At 54.3% G+C, this 13,190-nt stretch carries 9 protein-coding genes; 6 read left to right on the top strand and 3 right to left on the bottom strand.

Features of this window, described 5'->3' with window-relative positions; all coding sequences use genetic code 11:
- Positions 1-10: 10 nt before the first annotated feature.
- From gltB to VK70_RS02055, 4 genes are all read left to right on the top strand, one after another.
- The gene (gene gltB / locus VK70_RS02040; RefSeq protein ID WP_046722727.1) at positions 11-4,606 is read left to right on the top strand and encodes a glutamate synthase large subunit; all 4,596 of its coding nucleotides are present in this window, start codon (positions 11-13) and stop codon (positions 4,604-4,606) included.
- Between the two features lie 195 nt (positions 4,607-4,801).
- Entirely contained in the window at positions 4,802-5,380 is a 579-nt protein-coding gene (locus tag VK70_RS02045) for a hypothetical protein (protein WP_025699353.1), read from the top strand.
- A 189-nt stretch (positions 5,381-5,569) separates the two neighbouring features.
- Positions 5,570-6,493, top strand: coding sequence for an ABC transporter ATP-binding protein (locus VK70_RS02050; RefSeq protein WP_025699351.1), 924 nt, complete (start codon positions 5,570-5,572; stop codon positions 6,491-6,493).
- A complete protein-coding gene (locus tag VK70_RS02055) occupies positions 6,486-7,268 on the top strand; it encodes an ABC transporter permease (protein ID WP_025699350.1) in 783 nt (260 codons plus the stop codon). Before VK70_RS02050 ends, VK70_RS02055 begins: the two co-directional genes overlap by 8 nt.
- Before the next feature lie 155 nt (positions 7,269-7,423).
- Here VK70_RS02055 and VK70_RS29305 read toward each other — a convergent pair whose 3' ends face one another.
- A complete protein-coding gene (locus VK70_RS29305) occupies positions 7,424-8,581 on the bottom strand; it encodes a M23 family metallopeptidase (RefSeq protein ID WP_025699349.1) in 1,158 nt (385 codons plus the stop codon).
- A gap of 215 nt (positions 8,582-8,796) precedes the next feature.
- Here VK70_RS29305 and cls point away from each other — a divergent pair, with 215 nt between their 5' ends.
- Both cls and VK70_RS02070 read left to right on the top strand, forming a co-directional pair.
- Complete coding sequence (cls, locus tag VK70_RS02065; protein ID WP_025699347.1) at positions 8,797-10,227, top strand: cardiolipin synthase; 1,431 nt, start codon at positions 8,797-8,799, stop codon at positions 10,225-10,227.
- Between the two features lie 91 nt (positions 10,228-10,318).
- A complete protein-coding gene (locus VK70_RS02070; protein ID WP_025699346.1) occupies positions 10,319-11,227 on the top strand; it encodes a YitT family protein in 909 nt (302 codons plus the stop codon).
- Positions 11,228-11,321: 94 nt separating this feature from the next.
- Here the strand turns inward: VK70_RS02070 and ligD are convergent, their stop codons facing one another.
- Positions 11,322-12,206 (bottom strand): non-homologous end-joining DNA ligase, encoded by an 885-nt coding sequence (gene ligD / locus VK70_RS02075; protein ID WP_025699344.1) that lies wholly within the window; start codon positions 12,204-12,206, stop codon positions 11,322-11,324.
- A gap of 18 nt (positions 12,207-12,224) precedes the next feature.
- Positions 12,225-13,181 carry an ATP-dependent DNA ligase gene (locus tag VK70_RS02080; protein WP_025699342.1) on the bottom strand — a complete coding sequence of 319 codons (957 nt, stop codon included), beginning with the start codon at positions 13,179-13,181 and terminating at the stop codon, positions 12,225-12,227.
- Positions 13,182-13,190 lie beyond the last annotated feature (9 nt).

The raw sequence follows: 13,190 nt of genomic DNA on the forward strand, positions 1-13,190 counted from the left end.
GTTGCGTAAGATGAGACACACTGAACTGCCCCCTAAACAGGGCCTTTACGATCCCCAGTTCGAGAAAGATGCCTGCGGTATGGGCTTTGTCGCCCACATCAAAGGCAAGCCCTCTCATGAGATTGTTAGCAACGCCTTAACCATGCTCGCCAATATGGAGCATCGCGGAGGCCAGGGAAGCGAGCCGAATTCCGGCGACGGCGCGGGCATTATGCTGCAAATTCCGCACCGGTTCTTCTCCGAAGAAGCGAAAGCGCTCGGCTTTGAACTGCCGGAAGCGGGCCGTTACGGTGTCGGCATGCTCTTTTTGTCTCATAATGAAGACATCCGTGCCGCGCATGAGCGCACTTTGAGTGAAATTATTGTCTCGGAAGGGCAGACGGTGCTCGGTTATCGCGATGTGCCAACCAGCGACGGCATGCTGGGCAAGACGGCGAAGGCCGCCAAGCCATATGTTCGCCAAGTATTCATTGGCCGCTCCGTCGATATTCAGGACGATCTTGCTTTTGAACGCAAACTGTACGTGATCCGCAGACGGGCTGAGCTGGCGATCCGCTATGGCGGATCGGAAGAAGGCGCTTCCTTCTACCTGCCGAGCTTGTCCTGCCGCAAAATTGTATATAAAGGAATGCTGACTACCGAGCAGGTCGGCCCGTTCTATCTCGATCTGCAGAACGAAGCGCTGGAATCGGCGATCGCGCTTGTCCATTCCCGGTTCAGCACCAATACGTTCCCGAGCTGGGAGCGTGCCCACCCGTACCGCTTCATGATCCATAACGGCGAGATCAATACGCTGCGCGGCAACGTAAACTGGATGCATGCCCGCCAGTCGCTGTTCAAGAGCGAAGTGTTCGGCAGCGATCTGGAGAAGATCAAGCCGGTTATCAATCCGGACGGGTCCGATACGGCGATGTTCGATAACACGTTTGAGTTCCTGTACCTGAACGGCCGTTCCCTGCCGCATGTGGCTATGATGATGGTTCCCGAGCCGTGGAGCAATCATGACAGCATGGACGAGAAGAAGAAAGCGTTCTATGAATACCACAGCACCCTCATGGAGCCGTGGGACGGCCCTGCCGCCATGGGCTTCACCGACGGTGTGCAGATCGGCGCGATTCTTGACCGCAACGGGCTGCGGCCTTCGCGTTATTATGTAACCAAAGACGATTTAATTATTTTGTCCTCTGAAGCGGGCGTACTGGATATCCCGCCGGAGAACGTTCTATACAAAGACCGCTTGAGACCGGGCCGCATGCTGCTGGTCGACACTAAGGAAGGCCGCATTATTTCCGACGAGGAAGTGAAGGCGGCAATTGCTTCCGAGCATCCGTACCGCGAATGGCTGGATGAGCATCTGATCGGCCTGAGCGAGCTTCCGGAAGCTCCCGAACTGCCTAATCCGAAGCATGACAACGTTCAGCAGCTTCAACAGGCATTCGGCTATACGTTCGAGGACCTGCGCAAGGTGCTGGAGCCGATGGCTTCCAGCGGCGCCGAAGCGGTAGGCTCCATGGGCTATGACGCTCCGCTTGCGGTGCTGTCCGACCGTCCGCAGCGGCTTTACAATTACTTTAAACAAATGTTCGCCCAGGTAACCAACCCGCCGATTGACGCCATCCGCGAAGAACTGGTGACTTCGACGACAACAACGATCGGGCCGGAGCGTAACCTGCTGAATCCGGAACCGGAAAGCTGTAGACAGATTGCGCTGGAAACGCCGATTCTGTCCAATGAAGACTTCGCGAAGATTCGTCACGTTCGCCGCACAGGCTTCAAGTCGATGACCATTCCGACACTGTTCCCGGCCGAGTTGGGAGCGGAGGGGCTGCGGACCGCGCTTGACCGTCTGAACGAAGCGGCTGACCGCGTGATCGAGAAGGGCCACAATATTCTTATTCTGTCCGACCGCGGAGTGGATCGTGAGAATGCAGCTATTCCGGCACTGCTTGCCGTATCAAGTCTGCATCACCATCTGATCCGCCAAGGCACCCGGACGAAGGTTACGATTCTGCTGGAATCCGGCGAACCGCGCGAAGTGCATCATTACGCGCTTCTGCTTGGCTACGGCGTCAGCGCCGTGAATCCGTATCTGGCTTTCGAGAGCCTGGACGACATGATTTCCCAAGGCCTGCTGAGAGGCGTATCGCATGAGAAGGCCGTCAAGAACTATATCAAAGCCGCAACAAAGAGCGTGGTCAAGATCCTGTCCAAGATGGGCATCTCCACGATCCAGTCTTACCGCGGCGCCCAAATCTTTGAAGCAGTCGGCCTGAAGTCCGATTTCGTGGACCGCTACTTCACCTGGACTCCTTCCCGCATCGGCGGCATCGGCCTGGAGGAAGTGGCGATGGAGACTCTTGCGCATCATAACCGCGCCTTCTCCGACAAGGACGGCAAAGACAAGGTGCTGGATTCCGGCGGCGAATATCAATGGCGCAGCGATGGGGAGGATCATCTGTTCAACCCGCAGACGATTCATCTGCTCCAGCATTCCGTCCGCAGCGGCGATTACAATATGTACAAGGAATATTCGGCGCTTGTTCAGGGCGAGAGCAAGAAGCATCAGACGCTCCGTTCCCTGCTTGAGTTCAAGCCGGTAGGCGAGCCTATTCCGCTGGAAGAAGTGGAACCGGTGGAATCGATCATGAAACGCTTCAAGACCGGCGCCATGTCCTTTGGCTCGATCAGTAAAGAAGCGCATGAGGCGCTGGCGATTGCGATGAACCGTATCGGCGGCAAGAGTAATACAGGCGAAGGCGGGGAGGACCCGGCGCGCTTTATTCCGGATGCCAACGGGGATTCCCGCCGCAGCGCGATCAAGCAGGTCGCATCCGGCCGGTTCGGCGTAACCTCGAATTATCTGGTGAACGCCGATGAGATTCAGATCAAGATGGCTCAGGGCGCGAAGCCGGGCGAAGGCGGACAGCTTCCGGGACGCAAGGTATATCCTTGGGTTGCCGAGGTTCGCGGTTCCACGGCAGGCGTAGGTCTGATCTCGCCGCCGCCTCATCATGACATTTATTCCATCGAGGATTTGGCGGAGCTGATCTATGACCTGAAGAATGCCAATCCGCGCGCGAATATCAACGTGAAGCTCGTATCCGAGGTTGGTGTCGGAACGATCGCCGCAGGTGTGGCGAAGGGCCGTGCCGACGTTATTCTGATCAGCGGATACGACGGGGGCACCGGCGCGTCGCCGATGAACTCCATCCGCCATGCCGGTCTTCCGTGGGAGCTGGGTCTTGCCGAAACGCATCAGACGCTAATGCTGAACAATCTGCGCGACCGGATCGTGCTGGAAGCCGACGGCAAAATGCTGAGCGGCCGCGATTTGGCGGTGGCTGCGCTGCTGGGCGCCGAAGAATTCGGCTTCGCTACAGCGCCGCTGGTGGCTGTGGGCTGTATCATGATGCGTGTCTGTCAAATGGACACTTGTCCGGTTGGCGTAGCAACACAGAATCCGGATCTTCGCAAGAACTTTGCCGGCGATCCGCAGCATGTCGTTAACTTCATGACATTCGTCGCGCAGGATTTGCGCGAAATTATGGCGAGCCTGGGCTTCCGCACCATTGAAGAAATGGTCGGACGCACCGACTGTCTGGACGCCGTTCAGGCTTCGTATCATTGGAAGAAGAAAGGCGTCGATCTCAGCGGATTGCTGCACACGCCGCAGCTGCCTGAAGGCAGCACGCGTTTCAACAGCAAGAAGCAGAATCACGGGCTGGAAGAGACGCTGGATGTATCCAAGCTGCTTCCGCTTGCCGCAGCGACGATTGAAAATGGAACGGCTGTGGAAGCATCCCTGCCGATTACGAACGTCAACCGCGCCGTCGGCACGATTCTTGGCAGCGAAGTGACGCGCAAATACGGCGCCGCCGGATTGCCGGAGGATACGATCCGCCTGCACTTCACGGGCTCTGCCGGCCAAAGTCTTGGAGCCTTCATGCCGAAGGGCATTACGATTACCGTTGAAGGGGATACGAATGACTACATCGGCAAAGGACTCTCCGGAGGGAAGCTGATCGTTAAGCCTTCTCCGAAAGCGACGTTTGCCGCCGAGGAGAACATCATTGTCGGCAACACGGGATTCTATGGAGCGACCAGCGGCGAAGCCTACATCAGCGGCATTGCCGGCGAACGCTTCGCGGTCCGCAACTCCGGCGCCAAGGTTGTCGTTGAAGGCGTGGGCGACCACGGCTGCGAATACATGACCGGCGGGCGCGTCGTCGTCCTGGGCGGAACCGGGCGCAACTTCGCGGCGGGAATGTCGGGCGGCATCGCCTATGTATTCGATCCGGACAATACGTTCGTCAACCGCTGCAACCTGGAAATGGTGCTGCTGGAGCGCGTTGAGGAACAGGAAGAGATCGCAGAGCTGCACAGCATGATCATCCGTCATACGGAGCTGACGAACAGTGCGCTCGGACAGCGTGTGCTGGATAGCTGGCAGGACAATCTGCCGAAATTCGCCCGCGTCATTCCGAAGGATTACAAACGGATGATGGACCAAATCCGCAAGGTGGAAGAAACTGGTCTGACCGGTGAAGCTGCTATGATGGCTGCGTTCGAAGCGAATATGCGCGAACTGGCGCGGGTAGGCGGCTAAGTCACCGGACAACATAATATAAATACACAGCGGCAGGCCGAAGCAAAGCTTCGAGTCTGCCGCTTTTTTTGAAATATAAGGATTTATCAGCTTAGCGCTTATCAATTTGTTTGACAGTCTTCAAATGGATTTTATGGCATAAAATATGGTAATATTGACTTAAATATTTCCATTTTAGATAAATAGGGGATGACTATGCGACAATTCCAATGGATGTTAGGCACTATTTTTCTTGTACTTTCGCTAGTTACAGGTTGTAATCAATCGGCGTCCAATACTGGGCCCGAAAGCGCAGCTCCAGCAAAGGAAAGCAGCAATCCTTCGATTGAAGACAGGGCTACCACAGAAGTTAACGACGCTATTAAAGCGGCGGAGAATTACAAAAATGCCGAGTATGAAATTAACGCTTCTGAGGATATTTTGTCCGTTGAATCCGTGCATAAGCGAAATGAAACGATTAAACCTTATTTAACAGAACAGTTTTACGAAAAGGCATCTAATACTCGTTACACCCTCCTGCCTTTGAAGGTCGCTGACAAACAGAAGGTTTCTTTAAAGCTGGTAGACCTGCAATGTGATCTCAGAGAGAAGAAGGAGAATATTGTCGTTTTAAACTATAAGCTGAACCTTTTATTTCTGAATCAGGAAGGCAAGGAAACTAAACGTATTCCTATAGATGGAATCCTGACTCTTTTTAATATTAATGGGCAATGGCTTGTACAGGGTGATACATTTGATGTGAACACATTTAAGGACTTTATTGTTGAAAAATAAGCCTCCTCTCCAAATCGAAATTCACGATTTAGACAGCTTCGGGGGAAATCCCTGCCGGGCTGTTTTTTGTATGGAGTGCGCGGCGTTAGACATTTTTTTTATTTTTTTGCAGGTTTATTGTAGAAAGAGGCGTCTAACCTTTATATGGGCATACTTGCCGAAAGTTCGTAAGGAAAGGATGGGACAATAATGACAGTAAATACGGCAGAGACGGAACCGGTTGCCAGGCTTATTGGTGTAACCAAGCGTATCGGTTTAAAAACGCTGGTCGGCGATTTGACGCTCGATATTCCGGCGGGGCAGGTCTTTGGCTTTCTCGGGCCGAACGGCGCGGGGAAGACGACAACCATTCGGATGATGGTTGGACTGATCTCGATTAGCCGGGGCGATATTGTGATCGGCGGCAGAAGCATCAAGACCAATTTTGAAGAAGCGGTTGCCCAGGTTGGGGCCATTGTTGAGAATCCGGAGATGTACAAGTTTCTAACCGGATACCAGAATCTGAAGCAGTATGCGCGAATGGTTAGCGGCGTGACCAAACAACGTATTCAGGAAGTTATCGAGCTTGTCGGGCTGAGCAGCCGTATCCACGACAAGGTGAAGAGCTATTCGCTCGGCATGCGCCAGCGTCTCGGAGTAGCTCAGGCGCTGCTTCATCGGCCGAAGCTGTTAATTCTTGACGAACCGACCAACGGGCTTGATCCTCAAGGAATCCGGGAGCTCCGGGATTACCTGCGGCGGTTATGCCGGGAGGAAGGGACGACCGTGTTCGTCTCCAGCCATTTGCTGTCCGAAATGGAGCTTATGTGCGACAGCGTCGCCATCATTCAGAACGGGAAGCTGATCGATGTCCGCCAGTTAAAGAGCGCGGAAGGCGCTCCGGCGCAGGGCAGGGAGTTTGTGTTCGACGTGGATAATGTCCAGACCGCCCAGGCACTGATCGGCGGGACGGTGAAGGATGCTGCAATTGTCGTGCAGACGGTTCGAGAGGATATTCCGGATCTGAACGCGAAGCTTGTGAGCGGCGGAGTCAAGGTATACGGCATCAAAGAGGCTGTCGTCTCGCTGGAGGATCAATTCCTGGAAATGACGGGAGGTGAGGGCATTGAGTAAGTTTAGTTCGCTTGTACATAATGAGAATATAAAAATATACAGCCGGGCCCGCACCTGGATCATGCTGCTTCTGCTGGCGGTTTTCAGTATCCTGATGCCTGTGCTCATGTATGCTAGCAGCTCGGTTGAGGGCCGGCCTGGAATGTGGGACGGCTTTCAGATTACGGTGAGCGTCATCTTTTATCTGAATACAATATTTACTGTAGTTATCGCGTCGGACGCCGTGGCGGGGGAATTCTCCTGGGGAACGATTAAGCTGCTGCTGATCCGGCCCTGGAGCCGCTCGAAAATTCTGCTGTCGAAGTACATTTCCATGGTGCTGTTCAGCGTGCTTACGACTGTACTGTTGGTCGTTTGCGCTTACGCTGCCTCGCTGTTTTTGCTTCCATCAGGACGCGATGTCTTTTCCCGGAGCGGCTGGAGCCCGGAAGCGTACAGCGCGATGTTCGTCTTATGCCGGTATGCGGAGCTGTTCCTAACCGCTGCGCTTGCCTTTATGGTTTCAAGCGTATTCCGCGCGAGCGGGCTGGCGATCGGCCTGTCGTTGTTCATTATATTTGTTAAAAATATTTTTATCACCATCTTCAATCCTGACCGTTACGAATGGGCGAATTATTTGCCGTTCAGCCATATGGATCTTAGCGGCTATCTGGTCTCGGGTACGGGACCGGGAGGGGCGACGCTGGGGTTCTCCATTGCGGTGCTTGCCGCCTATTATGCCGTGTTTCTGCTGCTGTCCTGGATTGTGTTCAGCCGAAGAGACGTTGCCGGTTGACCTGAAAATAAATAGGGAAACGGGCCCGCTTCCCTGGCTCATTTGAACCGTTCGCTCGTACAAAGAGCGGGCGGTTTTTATATTTAAGCGAGGCGTAAAGCATCGGCTCAACTTCAATATCGGTTTATTTTTCGGCGCAATCGCTATAACCGGCCTCAGTCCTGTTGGACATAAGATAAAGGATTAACGTCCTTATTCTGCTTGATCACCTGAAAGTGCAGATGGGGAGCGGTGCTCCGTCCGGTGCTGCCGACCTGTCCAATTCTTTGACCTTTGGCAACATTGTCACCGGTGGACACATCCAGGCTGCTGAGATGCATATATAATGTCTGCAGTCCGTTCCCGTGGTCGATCACAATATAATTGCCCCGCGCTGCGGACTGCTCAGCGGCAGCGACTACGCCGCCCTGAGCGGCAACCACCGCATCGCCTGTTTGAGCCGCGATGTCGATTCCGGCGTGAAAAGCGAAGCTTCCTTTGAAGGGATCGGTACGGTAGCCGAAGCTTGAAGAAATCGTCCGGGATAAGGTGGGCCACAGAAAAGCCTGCGCCTCTTCCCCCTGAAGCCGTGCGGTGTCCGCTTTTTGAGCTTTCAGCACCGTACCTGAAAGGCTGCGGACCATCTCTTCGAGCATGCCGCCAATTTCCGTAAGCTCATCCTTCGTCTCCCGGACGGCCGAAACCTCCCCAGGGCTGCTGTAAGAGGCGATATATTCTCCCCCTAGCTGTAAAGCCGGTGTATGCTCAATGGCGGTGTGAAAAGCTCCGATGCGGATGGTGATCGCTGAAGGGGACACGGATTTTGCCTGTGTCATGGGCAGAGGAAAGGTTACGTTGTTGGGCTGGAAAGCGGCAACAGGGACCTCTTTCGTTCGATCGGGAATTGGTATCGTTTCTCTCCCTGATTCTCCCGCAGCCGCTTCTTTGTCGGCAGAAGATCCTCCCTGGGCTTTGCGGACCACACCTTGCAATTCCCGCTGCAGCGAGTCTGCGCGTTTCAATTGCTCCTTGATCCCTTTCGTTTCTTCCACAAGACCTAATGCATCGCTTTGCACCGACTGCAGCGCTTTTTCCTTATCTGCGACCGCCTGTTCCAAGCGCACATTCTGCGAGGACAGCGCGGCGGCTTCCGCCTCAAGCTCCTGTATGGAGCGGGAGGCATGATAATGCATGGAGCTGATCAGACTCGACAGGGAGAGGACGGCTGCAGCCGGCAGGGCCACGGCCATCGTTTTGGAAAGCTGGATTTTTCTGGCCGGACGCCCGGCATCCTGGACGACGAGCAGGGTAATCTTGTCCGATTGGCTTTTCATAGCGTCTCCTTTCCGCATCCGGACCGTAAGCTAACGTCTGAACGCTTATCTTGTTGCTCTCTTTTGCCTATTACTCTATGTATTCGTGTCTGGGCGGGATCATGACATGCTTGTTGATTGAATAAACCGGGAGAGTTCGGTAAAGCTTGTACTTATGAAGCTTATACGGCCCTGCCTGGAAACGGCGGACGATAGCAAAGGAGACTAAAGACAGCATGAAAATATTCGCAGTGGCGTTATGCTTATTTATTATTCAAATCATGGTGATTCTGGTTCTGGAGTATCGTCGTCCCCAAAGAGCTGTCGCCTGGTTGTTTCTGCTGTTTTGCTGCCCGCCGCTTGGTCTGCTGAGCTATTACATCTTGGGCAGGGATTACAGAAAGAGCCGTAAGCTTAAAGCTCAACCGGCGGCGACTCGGCGGGTGCTTCATGATTATGCTGCTGAGCGGAGTCGGCTTATTACCCGCACGGAGGATACCGGGAATCCGGAATTAACCGGCCGTAAGGATCTGCTGCACCTATTGGACGGGCTGTCGGAAAGTCCGGTCACGGGCAGAAATGCCAGCCGGATTCTGGCTAGTGCAGGCGAAGCCTATGAATCCATGTTGGAAGCGATGGAATCGGCGTCAGAGCATATTCATCTGGAGGTTTATATTTTTCGCGATGATGCCTCCGGAGAGAGATTTCAGGATGTCATGATCCGCAAAGCCCGGCAGGGTGTAAAAGTCCGCTTGCTGTGCGATGGGCTCGGCAGCCGCAAGCTAAGCCGAAGTTTTCTGCGCTCTCTGACGAGCGCCGGGGTCGAGATGCACTTTTTCCTGCCGCCGCTTGCCTCCCTGTTCGGTGGGAGGTTCAACTACCGCAATCATCGTAAAATTCTGATTGTGGACGGTCTCGTCGGCTTTACCGGCGGAATCAACATCGGTGACGAGTATTTGGGCAAGGATCCGAAAATGGGATTTTGGCGCGATACCCATCTGCGCCTGGAGGGTGACGCCGTCTATTTCATGCAGCATGTTTTTCTGAAGGACTGGCAGCTGGTTTCCGGAGAACGTCTGAGCCATCCGCGCATGTTTCCTGTTCATGGCTGCGGGGGCAAGGAGGGAGTACAGATTATAGGGAGCGGCCCGGACGGCGATATCGACGCCAATGAGGCGATGATTTTTGCTGCGATTTGCGCGGCGGAGCACCGGATTTGGATCGCGTCACCTTATTTTATCCCGGACCCGGCGATTCTGAGAGCGCTCAAAAACGCGGTGCTGCGCGGAGCCGATGTACGGATTATTATCCCGTCAAAGCCGGACAACGCACTCGTATATAACGCCTCGTTGTCCTATTTGGACAATTTGCTGGATACCGGCGTGAAATTTTACCGCTACCGGAAAGGCTTTATGCATGCCAAAGTGTGGATTGCCGACGGTCTGCTGGCTTCCGTAGGCAGCGTGAATATGGATATGCGCAGCTTCTATTCCGATTTCGAGCTGTCGGCGATGCTGCTTCAGCCGCAGCGTATCGAAGAGCTAGCTGACCAGTTCCGGCGCGATCTGAAGGACAGCGATGCGATCGACCCGGAGATCTTCCGCAGCAGGGGAAAGCTTGCGCGCGCAAAAGAAGAGATTTGCAGCCTGCTTTCGCCGCTTCTGTGAGAGAAAAACTGATCATTCATTATCGTGTATAACAATATGATATAATATAAGAACTTTAGATAAAAATTTCGATAAGGATAGGGGGAGTTTAATGGGTACGAGTCCACAAGCATTAGTTAAAGAAGAACCTAATAAACCCCGGAAGACCGGGACGATCAAGACTGCCAAACTGGCGCAGCGGGCCGTAATGATGGTAATCGGGGCAAGCATGATGGCCGTGGCGCTGGAGATTTTCCTCGTTCCAAACCAGATGGTGGATGGCGGCATTACAGGCATATCCATTATGCTGTCGCATATTTTTCACATTCCCCTTGGCATTTTACTGACACTTCTTAATCTTCCTTTTCTGATTGTCGGCTACAAGCAGATCGGCAAGACGTTCGCATTGTCCACGCTGTTTGCGGTCGTCGTAATGTCGATCGGCACCCAGATGCTGCATCCTGTGCAGCCGATTACCGTGGAGCCCCTGCTGGCGGCGGTGTTTGGCGGTGTTATCCTCGGGGTCGGCGTCGGACTCGTGGTACGTTACGGCGGATCGCTGGACGGTACAGAAATCGTGGCGATTCTGGTCGCGAAAAGACTGCCTTTTTCGGTAGGCGAGGTCGTCATGTTCTTCAATCTGTTCATCTTAACGGGAGCGGGCTTTGTCTTCGGTTGGAATAACGCTATGTTCTCATTGATTGCTTACTACATCGCCTTTAAAATGATCGACGTTACCCTCGAAGGTCTGGACCAGTCGAAATCGGTCTGGATCATCAGCGACAAGTACCGCGATATCGGCGAAGCGCTGACGGAGCGCCTTGGCCGGGGTGTGACTTATCTGGAAGGGGAAGGCGGCTTCTCGGGCGATAACAAGAAGGTGATCTTCGTTGTCATTACCCGGCTAGAAGAAGCCAAGATGAAGGCAATCGTCGAAGACTGGGATTCCGATGCTTTTGTCGCAGTCGGCAATATCCACGATGTCAAAGGCGGGCGCTTTAAAAAGAAATCGATTCACTAAGCTTTGCATATCGGCGGCTTGCCACATACCCAAAACCTCCGCTTCGCAGCCTGCGAAAGGCGGAGGTTTGTTGTTTACGGAGCGCCAGACACGCTCACTTCAGACCGGCGATAACAAGCTCTACCGGTTGAGGAGGCAGCAGCGCGATCAGGTCGCCCTTAGAACGAAGACGTTCCTCGATATTAAGGAGATGAAAATCCTCCGGCGAGACATTGTTTGCGACCTCGTCCCAGGTTAGCGGCGTGGATACGGTAGCCAGCGGGCGGGCGCGGGGCGTATAGGGCGCGGCCAGCGTCTTACCGCCGTAATGCTGGAGGTAATCGAAATAGATTTTGTCGCCGCGCTGTTTCTTTAGCCGCTCCAGCGTGAACAGCTCCGGATGCTTCTCAGTCACATACCTGCCGACAAAATGTCCGACCTTCCTAAGCTCGTCAAAGGTAACTCCGGATCGGATCGGGACGATAATCTGCACGCCGGTCGCTCCCGAAGTCTTCGGCACTGAGGCCAGTCCGAGCGACTTCAGCACGTCTCCGACAATGGCCGCCGCCTCCATGATACGAGGCTCAACCTCCCGGGAAGGATCAATATCAATCATCCATTCACATGGCAGGCTGCTGCCTGCGTAATGCAGCGAGGGGTGAAATTCCAGAGCGGCCGAATTGCCGAGCCAGAGCAGTCCGGGCAGCCCGTCCAGCGTGATATAGTTGATACTTTCATGCATGAAGGTGCGGATAAAGGGCGGCAGCGGGTCGGGGGCGTTTTTCTGGTAAAAGGACTTGCCGGTGACTCCGTGCGGGTAGCGTATGACCGTAAGCAGCCGTTGATTAAGATAGCGCAGCAAGTATGGCGACAAGGCGGCAAGCTTTTCCAGGTAGATGCGTTTGGTTATTCCCTGTTCGGGCCACAGCAGCTTATCCGGATTGGTGATGGAGACTTCCTGCCCTTCAATGGTGATGGAGCCTTTGACGGCGGTTGGCATATCCGCATTCCTCCTTCCTCAGACTTCCGCCAAACGTTCCGGCAGCCGGCATTCTTCAGGTGAAATATCGACTTTTGCCTGAATGCTGGGTTGGCGCAGTGTACCGGATGTATTCCATTCCAAAAAATGGATCTTGAACACCAGCTCCGGCCTGATCCAGAACGCGCCCTTGACCCGCTGCGGCAGCGAAGCAAACGGCATATCGCCAATGGCAAGACTGTGCGAGAGCGTGGTTAAATCCCGCCAATCCTTCACGGTCAGCTTCCCTGTTCCCGCATGTCCGATATAATGGAGCCGGCCGTCAGCGTCATACAAGCCGAGCAGCAGAGCGTTAACGATGCCGTCCCGAAACGTGACGCCTCCGGCGACGGCATTGAGATCGAAAATAATTTTGCGCTTAAGCCAGCGCTTGTCTTTTCCGCCCGGTGTATAGAGACTTGTAAGCTCCTTGCAGACAATACCCTCAAGCCCATTGGCTCGGGCGGTGGACAAGAGCGCGGCGGGATCGCTGTAGCTGGGCACGGCCTGCACATGCGGGTGAGGCAGCAGCATTTCTTCCAGCAGATGCTGACGTTCGGATAACGGCCGGTCAAGCAGCCATTCTCCGTTGCAGTATACAATGTCGAACACCATGTACAGAACCGGAATCTGCCGTACCATGGAAGCAATGGCGGAATCTTTCTTCAGACTGTCCCGGCGCATGACCTCGTGAAAGGACGGCTTTCCTCCGATGAGGGCGATGACTTCACCATCCAAAATCACGGAATCGGCCCCGCAGTAGCGGCCGGCATCGGCGAGTTCCGGATACTGTCTTGTGCGGTTATTTCCCCGCCGGTTGATCAGCTCGGTAGAATTTCCGTCATAGTAGGAGACCATGCGGACGCCGTCCCATTTGATCTGGGCAATCCACTGTTCTCCCGTGGGCAGACGGGCTGTAATTATCGGCTCAAACGGGATGATGGGCTGAAGTTTCATCAGGCGATC

The sequence above is a fragment of the Paenibacillus durus ATCC 35681 genome (assembly GCF_000993825.1).
GTDB classification, from domain to species: Bacteria; Bacillota; Bacilli; order Paenibacillales; family Paenibacillaceae; genus Paenibacillus_AQ; species Paenibacillus_AQ durus_B.